The 18440-nt window shown below is 40.4% G+C and carries 19 protein-coding genes; all 19 read left to right on the top strand.

Annotated elements, in window-relative coordinates; translation table 11 throughout:
- The first annotated feature begins 22 nt into the window (after window positions 1-22).
- Window positions 23-4489: a type VII secretion protein EssC gene (gene essC, locus FZC88_RS20600; protein WP_148996266.1), complete on the top strand. Its 4467-nt coding sequence runs from the start codon at window positions 23-25 to the stop codon at window positions 4487-4489.
- Window positions 4486-7482 carry a type VII secretion protein EsaA gene (esaA, locus tag FZC88_RS20605; protein ID WP_148996267.1) on the top strand — a complete coding sequence of 999 codons (2997 nt, stop codon included), beginning with the start codon at window positions 4486-4488 and terminating at the stop codon, window positions 7480-7482. The genes essC and esaA overlap by 4 nt, the downstream gene beginning before the upstream one ends.
- On the top strand, window positions 7472-7948 hold the full coding sequence (gene essA, locus FZC88_RS20610; protein WP_187443709.1) for a type VII secretion protein EssA: 477 nt from the start codon (window positions 7472-7474) through the stop codon (window positions 7946-7948). Before esaA ends, essA begins: the two co-directional genes overlap by 11 nt.
- Before the next feature lie 254 nt (window positions 7949-8202).
- Window positions 8203-9213, top strand: a complete 1011-nt coding sequence (locus tag FZC88_RS20615; RefSeq protein WP_148996269.1) for an NADP-dependent oxidoreductase — start codon at window positions 8203-8205, stop codon at window positions 9211-9213.
- 584 nt (window positions 9214-9797) lie between these two features.
- Window positions 9798-10976, top strand: coding sequence for a ParM/StbA family protein (locus FZC88_RS20620; RefSeq protein ID WP_148996270.1), 1179 nt, complete (start codon window positions 9798-9800; stop codon window positions 10974-10976).
- A 9-nt stretch (window positions 10977-10985) separates the two neighbouring features.
- The gene (locus FZC88_RS20625; protein WP_148996271.1) at window positions 10986-11582 is read left to right on the top strand and encodes an uL1 family ribosomal protein; all 597 of its coding nucleotides are present in this window, start codon (window positions 10986-10988) and stop codon (window positions 11580-11582) included.
- A 392-nt stretch (window positions 11583-11974) separates the two neighbouring features.
- Complete coding sequence (gene gvpA, locus FZC88_RS20630; protein ID WP_060674023.1) at window positions 11975-12235, top strand: gas vesicle structural protein GvpA; 261 nt, start codon at window positions 11975-11977, stop codon at window positions 12233-12235.
- A 50-nt stretch (window positions 12236-12285) separates the two neighbouring features.
- Entirely contained in the window at window positions 12286-12777 is a 492-nt protein-coding gene (gvpT, locus tag FZC88_RS20635; RefSeq protein ID WP_148996272.1) for a GvpT/GvpP family gas vesicle accessory protein, read from the top strand.
- A 24-nt stretch (window positions 12778-12801) separates the two neighbouring features.
- On the top strand, window positions 12802-13275 hold the full coding sequence (gene gvpQ / locus FZC88_RS20640; protein ID WP_148996273.1) for a gas vesicle protein GvpQ: 474 nt from the start codon (window positions 12802-12804) through the stop codon (window positions 13273-13275).
- A gap of 21 nt (window positions 13276-13296) precedes the next feature.
- On the top strand, window positions 13297-13557 hold the full coding sequence (gene gvpJ / locus FZC88_RS20645; protein ID WP_034764908.1) for a gas vesicle protein GvpJ: 261 nt from the start codon (window positions 13297-13299) through the stop codon (window positions 13555-13557).
- 81 nt (window positions 13558-13638) lie between these two features.
- Window positions 13639-13905, top strand: a complete 267-nt coding sequence (gvpO, locus tag FZC88_RS20650; RefSeq protein WP_034764910.1) for a gas vesicle protein GvpO — start codon at window positions 13639-13641, stop codon at window positions 13903-13905.
- 28 nt (window positions 13906-13933) lie between these two features.
- The gene (gene gvpN / locus FZC88_RS20655) at window positions 13934-14857 is read left to right on the top strand and encodes a gas vesicle protein GvpN (protein ID WP_148996274.1); all 924 of its coding nucleotides are present in this window, start codon (window positions 13934-13936) and stop codon (window positions 14855-14857) included.
- 14 nt (window positions 14858-14871) lie between these two features.
- Complete coding sequence (locus tag FZC88_RS20660; protein ID WP_148996482.1) at window positions 14872-15636, top strand: GvpL/GvpF family gas vesicle protein; 765 nt, start codon at window positions 14872-14874, stop codon at window positions 15634-15636.
- The gene (locus tag FZC88_RS20665) at window positions 15636-15890 is read left to right on the top strand and encodes a gas vesicle protein GvpG (RefSeq protein WP_148970609.1); all 255 of its coding nucleotides are present in this window, start codon (window positions 15636-15638) and stop codon (window positions 15888-15890) included. Before FZC88_RS20660 ends, FZC88_RS20665 begins: the two co-directional genes overlap by 1 nt.
- 10 nt (window positions 15891-15900) lie before the next feature.
- Complete coding sequence (locus tag FZC88_RS20670) at window positions 15901-16707, top strand: GvpL/GvpF family gas vesicle protein (RefSeq protein WP_148996275.1); 807 nt, start codon at window positions 15901-15903, stop codon at window positions 16705-16707.
- A 23-nt stretch (window positions 16708-16730) separates the two neighbouring features.
- Entirely contained in the window at window positions 16731-17006 is a 276-nt protein-coding gene (locus tag FZC88_RS20675; protein ID WP_044340208.1) for a gas vesicle protein, read from the top strand.
- Window positions 16972-17256, top strand: coding sequence for a gas vesicle protein K (locus FZC88_RS20680; protein ID WP_148970611.1), 285 nt, complete (start codon window positions 16972-16974; stop codon window positions 17254-17256). Before FZC88_RS20675 ends, FZC88_RS20680 begins: the two co-directional genes overlap by 35 nt.
- A gap of 22 nt (window positions 17257-17278) precedes the next feature.
- On the top strand, window positions 17279-17608 hold the full coding sequence (locus FZC88_RS20685) for a gas vesicle protein (protein WP_148996483.1): 330 nt from the start codon (window positions 17279-17281) through the stop codon (window positions 17606-17608).
- A gap of 15 nt (window positions 17609-17623) precedes the next feature.
- On the top strand, window positions 17624-18436 hold the full coding sequence (gene gvpT / locus FZC88_RS24155; RefSeq protein ID WP_187443710.1) for a YtxH domain-containing protein: 813 nt from the start codon (window positions 17624-17626) through the stop codon (window positions 18434-18436).
- Window positions 18437-18440 lie beyond the last annotated feature (4 nt).

The following is an 18440-nucleotide window of genomic DNA, read 5'->3' on the forward strand; positions in this document are numbered from 1 at the left end:
AACTAACTGGGGAGGTGAGCATATGTATGCCCTTTGGGTTTTTCACGATCATTACTATCAGTCAATCATGATTGAGGATGAAAATAAAAAAATTACATTAGGTCCACGATTGGAAGATTCAATCACGATTTTATCGTTGCCGTTGTCTGCCGAGTCCATTCTAGTAGAGCACTCAGGCGATACTTTCAAGCTATATCAAGACGGGAAAGAAGGAAGGATTCTTGAATCTGGCCGCAAAGTATCTTTGCTTGCAGGTGATAAAGAACTGCACATATTGGTCACGCCTTTACCAATAAAGTCTCAAATCTATTATGTCGGTCATAAAGAAGAAATCAGTATATCTACCGAACAACTGGACGCAACCATTTATTATGAGAAAAAGGATCTCATTCAAACTTGCCATTGGTATAAAAATGGCGATGATGAATGGGTAATGGATGCTGTTGAGGCGTCTTCCCTTTATCTAAACGGACATCTGGTCAAAGGGAAACAAAAGCTTAAGGTTGGAGACATTTTATTTTCTCCTTTTTTAACTATTACCCTATTAGAAGATGATTTAATCGAGATACATAGTATCGATGACTATCAAACTGAATTATTGGCATCTATACGTCCTACATCAGAAATGCAGAAGAAATACCCTAATTATCGCCGAACGCCACGCATGATTTATGATCTTCCTGATGAAAAGGTTCAATTGTCCTTTCCGAGTCAGGAATCGAGCGATACAAATCGCAGTTTATGGTTGATCATTCTTCCCCCATTGATGATGTTAATCGTCATGGCCATCGTAGCGCTCGTGATTCCACGTGGAATTTTCATTATTATCTCAATGGTGATGTTTACAACCACTTTAGTAACGTCAACCGTACAATTTATTAAAGATAAGAGCAATAGAAAGAAATCCAAGGAACGAAGGAAACGGATCTATACTCATTATTTAGAGAGTAAGAGAAAAGAACTTCAGGAGCTTGCCGAGAAACAGGCAGATGTCCTGCAATTTCACTTTCCTGCTTTTGAAAGAATGAAGTATCTGACAGAGCAGCTTTCCGATCGTCTTTGGGAAAGGACCCTTGAAAGTCCGGACTTCCTCCAGTTTCGTTTAGGAAGTGGAAAGGTGCCCGCAAGCTACAGTATTTCAGTGAATTCTTCCGATATGTCAAACCGAGAAATGGATGAGTTATTGGAAGAGTCCCAGAAGTTGGAAATGGTTTATCGTGAGATTGATCAATTACCTGTAACAGCGGATCTTCATAAAGGGGCAATAGGTTTAATCGGTAAAGAATCCGTCTATAAAAATGAGATTCACCAGCTGATCGGGCAATTGGCGTTCTTTCATAGTTACCATGATGTCCGATTTGTCTATATCTTTCATGAGGAAGAGTATACGGACTGGGAGTGGATGAAGTGGTTACCACACTTTCAATTACCACAGTCCTTTGCTAAAGGGTTCATTTATAACGAGAAAACCAGGGATCAAATTCTTTCTTCCATATATGAGGTCCTTCGTGAAAGGGATATCGAGGAAGACTCAGATAAAGTACGTTTTTCACCACATTACGTTTTTATCATAACCAACCACCAGCTTATTTCAGACCATGTGATTCTGCAGTATCTAGAAGGGGAATACGCTCATTTAGGAATGTCCGTCATTTTCGCAGCAGAGGCGAAAGAGAGTTTGTCTGATAATATTCACACTCTCGTTCGTTATATCAATGACAAACAAGGGGACATTCTGATTCAAAATAAAAAGGCGGTTAAGATTCCATTCGAAATGGATGAATTCAAGCATGAGGGCAATGAGCAGTATGCAAGAACATTGAGGACTCTTAATCATCAAATCGGAATGACCAACTCCATTCCTTCAAGTGTTTCTTTTCTGGACATGCTTAGGGTGAAGGATGTTGATCAGCTTCCTATTCAAGAGAACTGGCTATCCAGAGAATCAGCTAAATCCTTAGCTGTTCCCGTTGGTTTGAAAGGAAAAGAAGATATTGTCGAGCTGAATTTGCATGAGAAGGCACACGGCCCCCATGGATTACTTGCCGGAACAACCGGTTCAGGAAAGAGTGAATTTTTACAAACGTATATTCTTTCTTTAGCAGTTCATTTCCATCCTCACGAAGTAGCATTTCTATTAATCGACTACAAGGGTGGAGGAATGGCCCAGCCCTTCAAGAATATCCCGCATTTATTAGGGACGATAACCAATATTGAAGGAAGTAAGAACTTCAGTACGAGGGCACTCGCTTCGATCAAGAGTGAATTGAAACGCAGGCAGCGCTTATTCGATCGTTACGAAGTGAATCATATCAATGACTATACACGCCTTTACAAGCAAGGCAAAACGGAAGACCCCCTCCCTCATTTATTCTTAATATCAGATGAGTTTGCTGAACTTAAGAGTGAAGAGCCGGAATTCATTAAAGAACTTGTAAGTGCAGCCCGTATCGGTCGAAGCCTGGGAGTTCATCTTATCCTTGCTACTCAGAAGCCCGGAGGAGTCATCGATAATCAGATATGGAGTAATGCCCGTTTCCGCGTCGCACTTAAAGTGCAGAATACGGAAGACAGCCGTGAAATCCTAAAAAATGGGGACGCAGCCTCGCTGACTGTAACAGGAAGAGGGTATTTACAGGTCGGAAATAATGAGGTGTATGACCTGTTCCAATCCGCATGGAGTGGGGCCCCTTATCAGGAGGAATCCTTCGAATCAGAGGATGAAGTGGCGATTATCACGGATCTGGGACTGATTCCTTTGTCGGAAGTATCGACTAATCCAAGCAATCAAAAGGAAATGGTCAGTGAAATTGATGCGGTCGTCGATCGAATTGAAGCTTTACAGGAACAGCTGAAGTTAGATAAGCTTTCCAGCCCATGGCTTCCTCCTCTTTCAAATCGCATCTACCGTACATCATTTGCACAGAGAGAAGAGAATAAGATTTTACTTTCCATGATTGATGAACCAGAGAAACAGAGTCAGACCCCGTACCATTATGAAGTGATTGAGGACGGGAATGTAGGAGTCTTCGGTTCTTCAGGATATGGGAAGACTCAAACGCTAATCACCTTATTGATGGGGATGGCCACTCAGTATACACCTGAGGAAGTTCATTATTATCTTCTTGATTTTGGGAACGGTGGCTTACTGCCTTTAAAGCAGCTGCCGCATACTGCAGACTATTTCCTCATCGATGAAGAAAGAAAGATCGAGAAATTCATCGGCATATTGGATGATGAATTAGCCCGCAGAAAGCAGCTCTTCCAAAAGCAGGAAGTAAGCTCGATTAAAATGTATAACACCATAAGTGAAGAAAAACTGCCTCTTCTATTTGTAACAATTGACAATTTCGATTTGGTTAAAGAAGAGATGCAAGAGCTTGAAACGCAAATTAATCAATTTGCAAGGGATGGTCAGTCATTGGGAGTGTATATGTATTTTACAGCTACCCGGGTAAATTCAGTCCGTCAGTCGCTAATGAATAATTTAAAGACAAAAATCGTTCATTATCTGATGGACAGCTCAGAGGCTTATACGATGCTTGGGCGATTACCGTTCAGCCCGGAAGCCATTCCAGGTAGAGCGATTGTTAAGAAAGATACAGCTTTCTTTTCTCAAGTATTCCTTCCAACAGAAGGGAAGGACGATTATGAGCAGATGAATTTCCTAAAGGATGAAATTCAGTTATTGAAAGAAAAGTATAAAGGATTAATGTCGCCTGATCCGGTGCCTATGCTCCCGACAGAGTTGACGATGGTCAACTTTACCCAATATACAGATTCAGTGAGGAAAGAAGGGCTGCTGCCGGTCGGCTTAGACGAAGAATTAGTTAAGCCGGTGTACGTAAACTTTAAAAAGACGAAGCATTGTCTGGTATTGGGACAGGCTCAAAAAGGAAAAACGAACGTCCTGAAGGTTTTAGCCAATACGGCGTTATTGCAGGATAGTGATCATATAGCGATATTCGACTCCATTGACAGGGGACTTTCAAATTTAATGAAAGAAGAAAAAGTAGTCTATATGGAGAACAAAGAACATATCACTATGTGGCTTAATAGAGTGGAAGAATTATTTAGTTTAAGAGAAGAGCAATATAATCTGTCTATACAAAAGGGAAGTGCACTTCCATCCTTCTCACCTGTCATCCTCATTGTAGATGGATATGCAAGGTTCCTGCAGAATCTTGATGCACTGCTTCAAGACAGAATTGTTAAATGTATGAAAAATTATAGTCATTTAGGGTTCTGCATGATTGTTTCCGGAAACAACAGTGAATTAACAAAGGGCTACGACACTTTGACAGTCGAAATGAAGCAGGTTCGTCAGGCTCTTGTCTTGATGAAGAAATCTGAACAAACCTTGTTCACGCTCAGCTATGATCGAAGAGAACCAGAAATTCAACCAGGATTTGGTTATTATGTAGAAAACGGTAAAGAAACTAAAATTCAAATACCACTTATGGTAACGGAAAGGAAAGTACACGCATGACAGAGAAAGTAAGCCTATTTAAACTCTTATTAGCGGTCATGATGATTCTTGCCACTCCTCTTCTTTTCTTCCGGTCAGTTGGGGAAAATCCACTGAAAGTGAAAGAAAACGCTACTCAGTCCATCGCCATTGTGAACGAAGATGCCGGAACAGAATTGGATGGAGAGACGTTGGCATTTGGAGGGGATGTTACGTCCATTCTGGAGGATCAATCATCCTTTGAATGGACTGTTGTAGGCAGAAGTGCGGGAGAAAACGGTCTTCAAAGCTCTAAATATGATGCCGTTGTGTATATACCTTCGGACTTCTCTGACAAAGTGATGACATATGATGAGGAAAGACCAGTAAAAACAAATCTGAACTATAAAGTTCAAACACAACTGAATGCTGTAAACAAAGAAAAAGTCCTTTTAGAGATTGAAAAGGCTACTAAAAGAGTGAATAACAAGATGTCCTCACTCTATTGGAATTATGTATCGGCAGACATGGAGAATATCCGTGCCGAATTCGATGAAATCCTACAAAAAGAGCAGGCTTTCCAAGAAACGATGCTGTCGTTCTATAAACCAAGCTCGAAAGATTTGGCCGGCCAAATCCAACAACAGACCTCGATGCTGTCTAACCTGCAAAACTCGATTCAGCAGGCAGACAGCCGTGCACCACAGCAGCAAAACACGCTGTCATCGTTTGAACAAAGCCTTTCCAGCTTTGTTGAATATGTCAATCAGTATAGAGAATATCAGGATAATCAAAAGCAATTACTCGCGGATATTCAATCACAATCGGTTGAAATGATCAACGCGTCAACTGAAAATCAGCAGCCAAGATATTTGAAAGCAAAATCGCTATTCTCTGATCAAAGTGAATCCCTTGCTGCAGGAATGACCCAACTAAATAGTAGTATGGAAACGAACCAGGCGGTGTTTACAGATTTACAAGAACGCAGGTTTGAAGAAGTAGGGAGGCAGGTAGAAGATTTTTACTCATTCCAGGAACGGGTGTTGAACTTCTATCAGCAATTGCAGGACACCACGACTTTAAATAACCTGCAAGGAAGTATTTTTGAACTTAACAATAAGCTGGCTGAAGGTGACGGAGAGATTTTTAATCCACCCGCTCCTCCTGAAGTTCCTGAACCACCAAAAGACGGAGAGGAACCTGACCCTCAACAGGTCATCATTTCCTCCCAGGAAGGTGAACCCGGACCAGGGGAACCAAGCGATCCTCCTCCTGCACCACCGAATTTAGATCCGGAAATAGGTGAATTGACGGCCATTTCAACAGAAATCGATGCGTTGAAAGAAACACTGACTAATTTAACAGAACCAACACCTGAAGCTATAACCGAGGCAGTTAACAATATTCAAACAATCAATGATCGCATCCTGCAGGTTCGAACGCAGCTGCAAGGAAAAAATAATAGCTCAGAAAACCCTCTGCAGGCAGAAGTGGATAGACTGTTGGGAGAAGTATCAAGACTTCTTGAAGATAATCAGACATTAATTGATAAAATCGATGAACTGACCAAGCAAGTTGAAACTCTTACAACTGAAAATCAAGATCTTAAAGATCAGGTAACGACATTGACTGATACGAATGAAGCTTTGATTAACCAATTGGAAATGTTCTCTGACAATATTTCCAATATCGTTGCGGAAATCGAGGATAAAGAAAGCTCCATCCTGAACTCAGCCGCATTATCTGAAAATAGAAGAAACACTCTATATGGTTATTTTTCTCGAGGGATTAATAACTATAAACTTATGGATCTTCTACAATACTACTCTTACCTGGATCGGTATGAAGCGACTCTTAACGGTATGTTATCGGAGAATGGAGTAAAAGCGGCCGTTCTTCAAGATGAAGAACTGAAAAATGAGATTAATGAGATTCTGAAAGTAAGCCAGTCTGAACAAGCGGAGTGGGAGCAGTTAAATACAGGGCTGCCGAATACAGAGGATGCTCTTAACACGCTTCAAGACTCATTTACCGTGTTTGCAGCAGAATACAACCAAACTCTTGATGACCAGCAATCTCAGCTTACAGAGAGCCTGAATGCGATCAATCAAGAAGCGACAAACGTATTAAATCGTATACAACAGCCGGATCAAGCGGCTCCAACTCCGGTATCAGGGGCAACAGGGCCAGATTTAGTAGGGAACCAGAAGCAAATTGGAAGTGAAATTAAGTCTATCCATTCCTTCCTGGATACAGTGAGTGAAAGCCAAGATACAATCGTGTCCTATACAAATGAGCTTCAATCGAATGTATCCAATGTTCAAAGCGATGCGGATACACTGAATAATAAGTGGGCGACAAATGTAGCCTCCACTCAATTAATTCGCGATGATGTATTTAGTGTTTTAGGGAACGCGTTCGTTGACGGACAATCCAATGGGTATGTGTATGATTTCTTGACGAATCCTCTTAATGTTAATGGAGATGTCCCGGAGGAAAAGAAAGCAAGTGCACTGCCACCTGTTGTGATTTTGTTTATTATCTTGTTGTCCAGTTTACTTATCGGATACACAAGCTATTACTTCCAAAATGCTCCCCTTTGGATACAAGGGGTGATATTCCTACTATTAAATCTCATTGTAGGATTTGTTATTAGCCTTTATGGATTGGACATTTATCCACTAGTTGAATCCCGTTCAGTTGAGTGGACGATCTTTACCATTCTCCTTCTATTAGCAGGATCAGGATTAATCCGTGTTGCTTTTGTCACGCACCGGTTATTGGGCTGGTTTGTGTCTGTAGGACTGGTAGCACTGTTCGTGACCCCATTATTGGCATTAACAACACCTAATTTTACATTTAAAGACCCGATGTCGACCGTTTATATGTCGATACAATATGGATCAGACTCTTTATTTAATCAAGCTGTCATTGTACTGGGTTTGATCGTTATCGGGCTAACCATCGTGCAGGTGTTATTAGACAAACGCTCTAATAGAACATCTGATGAGGGTACGGAAGCGTATGAGGGGTAAAATACTGATTCAATTGATATTAATAGGGGGCATTGTCAGCATGTTTGTGCCCCCTATTTCTGCAAATACAAACATTAATGATTTAATCCCGAATGACTATCAGAACAATGATTTCAAAAAGAATACTGACCTCATCCATGATCAGACGCTCACAAATGAAAAGATAAAAATCCCTGAAGAACAAAAAAGCTTAACATTTGAAGGGATTTCCATTAACAAATTGAATGAGCTCACTGATAAGTTATTTAAAAGTGAAGAAAAAGATACAAATACTATTAAAGCTAAAGCAGAAAACCTGAAACTGTTTAGTGAATCCGAATCGGCAAGATTGGGGAGTCTTGAGGAAAGAAGTCAGAATGGTTCTTCCCTTCCTATATTGATTGCTGTGTTAGTAGGTATCTGTGTGTTACTTCTCATCATTGTTATTGTCATTTGGAGTCGATCGGCTCAAGGAAGCAAAGGTTGAAAAAATAATAAAGGGGAGCCCGTTTTAGTGCGGGTTCCTCTTCCTCTTTTACCTTCTCGTCTCACTTACCAACGCATGGGTGTTCTCCTCTGAATCCTGAAAAAACACCATCCATGTTTCCATATGATCCATCTAAGCCACAATATAATAATGGAATATAACTCCTGTGCAAGTTCATTGACGGAAGAGAAACATTTATAGATAATATGTTTATATGATTAAACATTTAAACTTTAATTGTAAGGATGATCTATATGAAAGCAATGACCATAAAACAATATGGGAAAACTATTCCTTTAGAACTTACTGACCTTCCGATTCCGGACATGGGAGAACACGATGTTTTAGTGGAGATTCACGCAGCGAGTATCAACCCTATTGACTTCAAGATAAGGGATGGCAAGGTGAAAATGCTATTGAGCTACAAGATGCCATTGGTGTTGGGGAATGACTTTTCCGGTAAGGTGATTCAATCAGGTTCCAAGGTGAGTAAGTTTCAAATTGGGGATGAAGTGTACGGCAGGCCACGCAAGAATCGGATCGGTACGTTCACTGAGTACCTTTCTGTCCATGAAGATGATGTTTCATTGAAACCGGAAAACCTTACGTTTGAAGAAGCAGCGTCCCTTCCTCTGGTTGGTTTAACCTCATGGCAGGCATTCCATGAAATCCTTCAGCTGAAACCGGACCAGAAGATCCTTATCCACGCCGGAGCGGGGGGAGTCGGGACTTTTGCCATTCAGCTTGCAAAGGAAATGGGTGTATTTGTAGCCACAACCGCAAGTGAAAAGGGGTTTGATTTAGTTTCCTCTCTCGGAGCAGATAGAGTGATCAACTACAGGGAAGAGAAATTTGAGGAGATTCTAAACGAATATGATGCTGTGTTTGATACGTTAGGCGGTGATGTCCTCGATCGTTCGTTCCGTATACTCAAGCCTCATGGGAAAATCGTGTCTGTTTCTGCAGTGCCAAACCGCAGATTTGCCGCAGAAAACAATCTTGGTTTCATAAAACGGCTCTTATTTTCTGTAGTTAGCAGAAATATAAGTGCTCTCGAAAAGAAGTTTAACGTAGACTATCACTTCTTATTCATGAAGCCCAGCGGGGAACAGCTGGAAAAAATCAAACATCTTGTCGAAAAAGGGAGTATTCGCCCTGTAATAGACAGGGTGTACTCCCTTGAAGAGGCTCAGGAAGCCGTTCAGTACGTCGAAACGGGCAGAGCTAAGGGTAAGGTAGTCATCCAGGTGAAGAAGCCAATATAACGCAATATAACGCAATCTAACGAAATAAGACCTGTGAGAGACTTCGGCATGTTGAATGTCGAAGTTTTTTTTCGGTTTTTTGTTATCTTTTCCGTTTAACGAGTCCTTTTTATAACCTATTATTTGTTCAATATATTTGGTAATCTTCATCCTCTTTCATACCTGATAATTTTATTTTCATATCTCTATTATTAGATATTTCTTATTAGCTACATATTATTTATCCCCATTTTCAATGAAAAAAAGGTAGATTCCTAGTTTCACAAAGTAGTAGAATGAGCACAATTTCAAGTAATAATTTGTAAAAAAATCAAAGTTTACAAAAATGTATACTTGTAAACGAAAATGTATACAAGTGTGTACGAAAATGTATACATGTGCACAAACAAGTAAACATATTGGTGTGTAAGGATGTGTACAAAAAACGTACACAACAATACAAAAATGTATACAATTCCTCGCTATCTTGACATCAACATTCGATAGAAAAGTAGGATTGACCGGTGAAGAGAAATTGTATACTCTGAGAGTAAGAGTTGAAATTTTATGACAAATTCTTACTCATGAATGAAAGGATGATTTTAATGACGAATTCACGAATTGCAGCCATTGACGTTGGTAATGATTCTCTTAAAGGTATTTTTGGAAAGATGGACGGTGAGGTGAATATTCCAAACGTCATCGCAAGGGATATTGAAGATCGTCCAATTATCGGAATTGAGGAGCTGGATACACAAGACCCACTAGACGGCATACATATCCGTGTCCACTCCCCTACTCTGAAAGATAACAATGCGATTTATCGTGTCGGGAATCTGGCGACGAAGAGCAATAACTCTACTGAACTGGATCCGGGAAGCAGTAAGTCAGAAGAAGATCAAACACTGATCATGCTGTTTGCTTCTATTGCTCTTGATGCAGCACGTAACGACTCTGAATTCAAAAAGAATAATAAGGTAATAGAAGCAAACTATACATTGGGTACGGGTCTTCCCCTTCGCGAAGTTAAGGAAGGTAAAGATGTCGGGTACCGTTCAAGATTATTAGGTTCTGTACACCAAGTAGAGTTCCTGGTAACCCCCCGTTATCAAGGCATCAAAGTGAATATTAAATTTGATGAAGTAAAGGTATACCCTGAAGGCTTCGCAGCATTCATCAACCTTGTAATGGATAACAATCTGAACATCATTAATAAAGACCTTATTGATAAGCGTATCTTAATTCAAGATATCGGTGGCTTATCGACGGATATCGCGGTCATTAAGGACCGAAAAGTAGACGATGATAAAGCCCAAGGTTTTAACCTTGGTGTTTCTGAATCTCTTGAATGGATCCGAGAGGAAATCCGCTCAAGACATGGTATCGAGCTCGACAGCCGACGTGATGTGGTAGAAATCATCACGAAGAAAAATGATTGTAATCATATTATGGTTAAAGGAAGTCGTACAAGCGTACATGACATCGTTGACCGTATTATGCTTGAACTTGCTAAGAAGCAATACCGTCACCTTCGCAATATGTGGCAAAAGAATTCTCAAACGGAAATCTGCTACTTCATTGGTGGGGGATCAAGCGTCCTGAAAGAGTATATCAAGACGCTTAATAACAATCTTGATGGGTATAATATCGACTTCTTTGAAGATGAGAAGGAAAGCATTTGGATGATGGCCAATGCTTATTACAAGCTGATTGCTGACTTCTCAAGAAAGACCCAAAAACAACAAACCCAGAAAGAAGAACAAAAATTAGCGAAAACCAAATAGGGTGATGGTATGAATGGAAAAGGGATGTCGAGGGGACAGCCGATTACGTTTCGAATTCCTTCTGATACACCTGATCATGTATTAAAGCATTTACAAAAGCTAAAGGAAACGGAAAAACGAAATTTCTCCAGTAAAATTGCAGAGCTTGTATTAAATGGAGTAAATGATACGATTTCCAAGCAGAGAGAAGCCATTACAATCCCACTTCCCAAGGGATTGGATAAATCCCAGCGTGACTGGTTGAAGCATGAACACTCAGAAGCGCTGTTGGGGAGTATCGTGTACCAACTGCTTTCAAACCCGGTTCGTACAGCCTCTCTTCTAGCTTCCTTAAGCAGCAATTCGTTGGATATTGATGAAGCGCTCTATCTTCAGGAAGAATCTGCAGCAAGTCACGATTCATCAAGAGAGTGGTCCCTTGATCAAGTGATGGATGATGCACCGGATGAAGATGTAATAGATAAGCGTTCTTACTCTACTGACGAAGAATTGGACAACTTTGATTGGGACAGTGCCATGAAGCCCCAGGAAACCGTTGAAGAAGAACCTAAAGAAGAAACGATGGAAGATCTCTTAGGCGATTTTCTTTCTCAAATGAATAAATAGGAAAAGAACCAGAAGCAAAGCTGAAAAGCGTGATGCTTCTGGTTCTTTTTTTTGCAAAGATTTTTTCATAAAGAATCATTTACACCCTTCCCCCCCGATGAAAATCACATTCTTCCTTTCATTTCAACCCGATTTCTCCTTTAGAAACTGTAATCAATTTGTCTTATTTGAATTATTTTTTCTCCAAAAAACCTTACAAGCCAGATAACTGTAAGAGAGAAATGTTACAAGGTGAAAAAAACGTACTTAAACATGTATAAAAAATGGCAGTTTACTTCAAATAATTTCCACCTCCTGGTTTAGCATAGGTGGAAATCGAGGTAAACACCGATTAAACCGAATATAAAACTTGCACCCAGTCATTGGCTACACCAATTAAGAGGAGAGATTCGATGAGTATTCAAAAAAGTAACGATAGCTCAAGTCTCGCAGAAGTAATTGATAGAATCCTGGATAAAGGAATAGTCATTGATGCATTTGCCAGAGTTTCCTTAGTGGGAATAGAAATTCTTACAATAGAAGCGCGAGTCGTCATTGCAAGTGTAGATACATGGTTACGATATGCAGAGGCAGTTGGGCTTTTAAGAGACGAAGTTCAAGAAGAAGGGTTAGCGAAGCAGGAAAATGAAAGAGGAACAGCGTTTAGCATTTAAACAAGTAAATAAAATATAGTTTTACTATTTTGGTAGAAAAGAGGATGAATATGGCAGAAACAAAAAGCAGTCAACAAGTAGAGGAAAAGAAAAGCACTGAAGAAACCGAAGAGCAAACAGCTGAAAACAGACAATCCATGAATTATGCGATTATCGGAGGAGTAGTCGGGGCTGGTATCGGATTACTTTCAAATCCTGGTACAGGTAAGAAAGTAGTGGACAGTTTAGGGAAGTCAGAAGTGATGAAAGCCGCTAGTAAAGAACTGAGAAGATCAGCACAGGAATTCCTGACAGAGCAAGCCATTATTACCTTGAGACAATCGGCTACCGGATATATGAGCAAGTTGGAAGGCGGCTTGCTTGCACCAAAGAAGAAAAAAGAAGAGGCATCGGAAAACACTGATGCCAAGGCAGATAGCGGCGAGAACTCTTCCAATCAATCAGAAGAATTAGAAGAAATCAAAGAAGAAAACAAGAATTTGAATGAGCGTTTAGAACGTATCGAAGAAATGCTTAACAGCTTAGTGGAGTCTAAGAAATAGTCGCATCCCTGAAGGGGGCATTACATGAGTAAGCCGATGAAAAAAGCAGTTGGCAAGATGGCTAAAAAAGCATACGATCACGCTCCAGAGCCTGTGAAAGAGAAAGTGAAAGACACGATGAAAGAGAAAGCGAAAGAAACATTTGTGAACAGTGTTGAAGGCGGTATTCAATCAAAAGCAGGCGAAGCATCCGAGAAGTTAGAGAAGGCAAAAGAGAAAAATGCGGCCAATGTTCATACCAAAGCTGAAGAAGCTAAGGAAAAAGTCCAGGATGTCCTGCTTTCCGTTCGGGAAAAGTTAGGAAATGCCAAAGAAGCAGGTGAAGAATTTCAAAAGAAAATTTCTTCATCAAATGATAAACAAACAAAAATGAATGGCGCTGCAAATATTAAAGGAGCAAGTGACATCAAGAGCTCCTTTAACATAAAGAGTTCTACAGAAATCAAAAGTTCAGAAAACATTAAATCTTCAAAAGACATTAAGACGATCTGTTCTTAAACACCGGAAGGAGAATAACAATTGGCTATTCAAAAGAGTAATAATAGTTCAAGTTTAGCAGAAGTGATTGACCGTATCCTTGACAAAGGTATTGTCATTGATGCATTTGCAAGAGTATCTGTCGTTGGGATTGAAATTTTAACGGTTGAAGCAAGGGTCGTCATTGCAAGCGTAGATACATGGTTGCGTTATGCAGAAGCAGTGGGCCTACTTCGAGATGATGTCGAAGAAAACGGCCTTGCTACTCAGCAGAATGAAAGAAGCTCCCAGTTCAGCATTTAAATGGAGTGACAGCAAAAGAATATGTGTTTGAAGGGGGCCATTATTGGCACCCTCCCCCTTCAACTACAGTAGGAGGCAACAATGGTAATCAAAGAAATCATGAATAGTGTGACGGATTTCTTCAATGAACATGTAGCTCCAGTCCATAAGATTACGTCGGTGGAATTGACAGAAGACGAAGGATGGAAGCTTCAAGTCGAGGTAATTGAAGAAAAAGAATATATGAAGAAATATGCTAAAGACGAAATGCTGGGAACATATGATGTTCTTCTCAATAAAGAAAAGGAAGTCACATCATTTAAACGACGGGATATCCGTTACAGAAGTGCCATCGGACAGGAAATGTAGTGGATGAGCGAGTAGGAGGGAATTGTAAGTGACGGTCTTAACAAAACGGATCAAAAAGGATAGCAGGGCATTAATCCAAGACGATGAAACGAAAGAATTGCTTTCGCGCTCATTGCAATACCTTAAAGCTGGATATCCTGTACATTTTACAGGTCCTTCCGGAGCCGGAAAAACGTCTCTTGCTCTGGCACTTGCCAAGAAGAGAAAAAGACCGGTGATGCTCATGCACGGAAATCATGAACTGAATAATAAAGACTTAATTGGTGATTTCACAGGTTATACGAGTAAAAAAGTGGTCGATCAATATGTTCGATCTGTTTACAAAAAGGATGAAAGTGTCACCGAAACATGGAGAGACGGTCGTTTACTGGAAGCAGTAAAAAATGGCTATACCCTTGTATACGATGAATTTACAAGATCACAGCCGACAACGAATAATATCTTTCTATCCATTTTAGAAGAAGGAATCATTCCTTTATATGGATCGAAGCTAACGGAACCTTTTATTCGCGTACACCCGGAATTTGCAATCATATTTACTAGTAATCCTGCAGAATATGCAGGGGTTTATCAAACACAGGATGCTCTCCTGGATCGGTTGATTACCATTAGCGTAGATTACAAGGGAGCAGAACAAGAGGCAATGATTGTATCGGAAAAAGCAAACTTGGTTATGAGTGAAGCAAGAGCGATTACAACACTTGTCTCTACATTACGTGATCAATGTACAAACGAAATGAACGGACCGAGCTTGCGTGCTTCCTTAATGATCGCGAGGCTCGCCATTGAATCAGACATCCCCATAGACGGTAAGGATTCAGACTTTCAACGTCTATGTGTTGATATAGTAGCACACAGTTTAAGCCGATGTATCGATGGAGAAAACCCACAAGAAAAAGCAGAACAACTGATTATAGATGCATGCAAACGTATGAAGATATCTGAGGAATAAAGGAGAGTTTCATGATGAGTCAGGAAGAAATGGGAATTTATATATTTTGTGCCATCCAGACAGAAGAAGACGATCAATTTGGTTCCATTGAAATCGAATGTGAGGAACGCGAGACGTTCACGATCAGATATAAGGACGCCGCTATGGTAGCAGCAGAAGTGCCGATGAAAATCTATCATCCTAAGAAGCAGAATTTACTCATGCACCAAGGTGCCGTATCACGGGTGATGGATCAAAAAGATACGGTCATCCCGATCAGCTTCGGGAATGTCTTTAAATCAAGAGACGATGTGCAGGCTCTTCTAGAAAACCTTTATCCTCAGTTCGAAACCCTTTTCCCGGCAATTAAAGGGAAAATCGAGCTGGGCTTAAAGGTTATCGGTAAAAAGGAATGGCTGGAAGCGATGGTTAAAGAAAACCCGCAGGTAGAAAAAATGGCATCAGCCGTTAAAGGGAAATCTGAATCTGCCGCGTATTATGATCGCATTCAGCTTGGAGGAATGGCTCAGAAGCTATTTACTTCCCTTCAAAATGAGGTGAAGCAGGAAGTCTATGCCCCCCTTGAGGAAACAGCCGTATCAGCAAAGGCAAATGACCCTTCAAGTGAAAAAATGCTTCTCAACGCTTCTTTCTTAATTGATCGGGACCAGGAAGAAGTCTTCGATCAAAAGGTGAACGAAGCACATGAAAAGTGGAAGGATAAGGTCGAATTTAACTACACTGGCCCATGGCCGGCATACAATTTTGTCAATATACGCTTGAAGGTTGAGGAAGGCTGATGATTCATAAATTGGTGAGTGCACCAATTAATTTAGTCATTAAAGTCGGCGAAAAGATTAAAGAAGAAGCAGACAAAGAATTATACGACCTTCCTACCATTCAACAAAAGTTGATTCAGCTTCAAATGATGTATGAATTAGGTGAAATTCCTGAGGAAGCATTCCAGGAAAAAGAAGATGAGTTACTAGCACGATATGAAATTGCGAAACAGATGGAAATGGAGCAATGGGAAGAACTAACGAAAAAGAAATAAGGGTGATCAAATGAGCGATTTACTTTATTTATACGGCTTAATCCCAACAAAAGAAGCAAATGAAAAATCTCTTCCCTCCATGAAAGGATTCGATGGAGAAGGTGAACTTTATACAATTGAAATCGGTGACGTGACAGCAATTGTCTGTGATCTGCAACCGAATGAATACTCAGAAGAAACCATTAAGGACAAAGTCGATAACGACATGGACTGGCTTCAGGAAAAGGCGTTTCATCATCACGAAACCGTTCTGATGGTTTCAAAGATGTATACCATCATTCCCCTGAAGTTCTGTACATTGTACAAGAACGAGGATAGCCTTAAGTCCACGATAGAAGGCAGTCGAAACAAGCTGGAAACGACCTTTACTCAGCTGGATGGCAATGAAGAGTGGAACGTCAAAATCTACTGTGACGATAAGCTGCTGAAGAAGCAGGTAAGCGAAAGCAATCCGTCTATCGAAGCCAAAAGAAAAGAAATCAGTGAATTACCAAAGGGCAGGCAGTTCTTTGAAAAGAAAAAAATCGATCAGCTGATTGATCGGGAGCTTGAAAACGAAAAGAATCGACTCTGTGAAGAGGTTCATGAAAAGCTGAAGGAACATTCCCTCCATGGAAATATCAAAAAAAATTGGAGTAAGGATGTAACAGGCAGACAAGAACATATGGCTTGGAATAGTGTGTTTCTCCTTCCAGTATCCAATGTTGATGAATTTGTAGATGAAATTAAGCAATACGAGGAAGAACTGGGACACGCCGGTTGGAAAATTGAAGCATCCGGCCCTTGGCCACCTTATCATTTTTCTAGTTTTTCTTAATCACAAAACAAGGAATGAGAAATATGACAGTAAGAGAATCGATAGAAAACAAAGATATTGCACTTATAGACATATTGGATGTCATTCTCGATAAAGGTGTGGCGATAAAGGGAGATTTGATTATATCCATTGCAGGTGTCGATCTCGTGTATCTGGATTTGAGAGTGCTGATTTCCTCAGTTGAGACATTGGTTCAACACAAGCAAGGAACACGTAAAACGGTAACGTCCGATCAATTCGATAAAGAAAGGGAGGGATTGATTCATGCCACAGGCCAGCGGGACAAATGGGCGAATTAATTTCGACCCGGAAAAAGCAGAACAAGGCTTAGCGCAACTTGTATTGACCGTTGTAGAACTATTAAGGCAAATCGTCGAAAGACATGCAATGAGGCGTGTTGAAGGCGGTACTTTAACGGATGAACAAGTGGAGAATCTGGGCATTGCCCTTATGAATCTCGAAGAAAAAATGGAAGAGTTAAAAGAGGTATTTGGTCTTGATGCAGAAGACTTGAATATAGACCTTGGTCCTTTAGGGAGCTTAATGTAAGGCCGATTAGGGAGGTTACATGATGGGAATGGAGCATCCGGTACAATCCAACACAATAGTGGATGTATTAGAAAAGATATTAGATAAAGGTGTGGTCGTAGCAGGAGATATTACGGTGGGAATTGCCGATGTCGAGCTGCTTACGATTAAAATCCGCTTAATCGTTGCTTCTGTAGATAAAGCAAAAGAAATAGGCATGGACTGGTGGGAAAATGATCCTTACTTAAGTTCCAAAGCCGCAGATAACAACACGAAAGCACTTGAAGAGGAAAATAAGAAATTACAGGAACGATTGGAATCACTTGAAAAGAAACTGGATACGAACCGTCTGAACCAGGCGGAAACAAACTAATTGGAGGTTTTACCGATGGCAGAAAAAAATACGCAAAACACGACAGTTGAGAATCAAGGACAAGAAAAGGATTCAACAAATGAGAATATAACAAGAAGAGGCGGCCCTATTAAGAGAACCGTAGCTGGAAGTCTGTTGGGAGCAACTGTAGGGTATCTGGCAACACCTGAAAATGGAAAAAAACTTTTAGATCGTATCGATCAAGAGAAAATCAAAAGCAAAAGCCTGGACTTTGGGAAAGCAGCAAAAGAAAGATCCAGAAAAGCTGCTGTGTCACTAAAATCTTCAACAGCCAACTTGTTTAAGCGTGATAAAGATGAGGAAGCGTCTGAAGACACGGAGACTGACGTGAATTCAACTGAAACGAACAGTTCTGAAGATGAGTCGAACCAGGACTATGACGCCCTTAAACAAGAAAATGAGGAACTTCAGAACCGCTTGCAGCAATTAGAAGAGAAAATGAATCAAATTGCCGCGACTCGTGAAGATGGAAGTGATGACGAGGAAGACGAGGATGAAGAAGAAACCACTTCTAGAAAGAAAGCTTCTAAAAAGTCCAAAGAAGAAGCGACAGATGAAGAAGAAGACGATGAAGAAGACGAAGACACTAATGAAGATGAAAACGAAGAAGACGATGATGATAGCGACGATGAGGAAGAAACTTCAAGCAAGAAGAAATCAAACGGTAAGTCAGGTTCAAAGGGTAAGAAGCGTTCTACCCGCAAGACAAACGCTAAAAGTAAAAAATCTGCTAAAAAAGATGATGATAAAGACGAAGATCAAGAAGAAGATACAACACTCTCTACCGAAGACGATACAGTAGCTTAACGTA

The sequence above is a fragment of the Rossellomorea aquimaris genome (assembly GCF_008180865.1).
GTDB lineage: Bacteria > Bacillota > Bacilli > Bacillales > Bacillaceae_B > Rossellomorea > Rossellomorea yichunensis.

Coding starts and splice junctions, on each gene's coding strand:
- essC (WP_148996266.1), top strand. CDS start 23: ATGTATGCCCTTTGGGTTTTTCACGATCATTACTATCAGTCAATCATG.
- esaA (WP_148996267.1), top strand. CDS start 4,486: ATGACAGAGAAAGTAAGCCTATTTAAACTCTTATTAGCGGTCATGATG.
- essA (WP_187443709.1), top strand. CDS start 7,472: ATGAGGGGTAAAATACTGATTCAATTGATATTAATAGGGGGCATTGTC.
- FZC88_RS20615 (WP_148996269.1), top strand. CDS start 8,203: ATGAAAGCAATGACCATAAAACAATATGGGAAAACTATTCCTTTAGAA.
- FZC88_RS20620 (WP_148996270.1), top strand. CDS start 9,798: ATGACGAATTCACGAATTGCAGCCATTGACGTTGGTAATGATTCTCTT.
- FZC88_RS20625 (WP_148996271.1), top strand. CDS start 10,986: ATGAATGGAAAAGGGATGTCGAGGGGACAGCCGATTACGTTTCGAATT.
- gvpA (WP_060674023.1), top strand. CDS start 11,975: ATGAGTATTCAAAAAAGTAACGATAGCTCAAGTCTCGCAGAAGTAATT.
- gvpT (WP_148996272.1), top strand. CDS start 12,286: ATGGCAGAAACAAAAAGCAGTCAACAAGTAGAGGAAAAGAAAAGCACT.
- gvpQ (WP_148996273.1), top strand. CDS start 12,802: ATGAGTAAGCCGATGAAAAAAGCAGTTGGCAAGATGGCTAAAAAAGCA.
- gvpO (WP_034764910.1), top strand. CDS start 13,639: ATGGTAATCAAAGAAATCATGAATAGTGTGACGGATTTCTTCAATGAA.
- FZC88_RS20660 (WP_148996482.1), top strand. CDS start 14,872: ATGAGTCAGGAAGAAATGGGAATTTATATATTTTGTGCCATCCAGACA.
- FZC88_RS20665 (WP_148970609.1), top strand. CDS start 15,636: ATGATTCATAAATTGGTGAGTGCACCAATTAATTTAGTCATTAAAGTC.
- FZC88_RS20670 (WP_148996275.1), top strand. CDS start 15,901: ATGAGCGATTTACTTTATTTATACGGCTTAATCCCAACAAAAGAAGCA.
- FZC88_RS20675 (WP_044340208.1), top strand. CDS start 16,731: ATGACAGTAAGAGAATCGATAGAAAACAAAGATATTGCACTTATAGAC.
- FZC88_RS20680 (WP_148970611.1), top strand. CDS start 16,972: ATGCCACAGGCCAGCGGGACAAATGGGCGAATTAATTTCGACCCGGAA.
- FZC88_RS20685 (WP_148996483.1), top strand. CDS start 17,279: ATGGGAATGGAGCATCCGGTACAATCCAACACAATAGTGGATGTATTA.
- gvpT (WP_187443710.1), top strand. CDS start 17,624: ATGGCAGAAAAAAATACGCAAAACACGACAGTTGAGAATCAAGGACAA.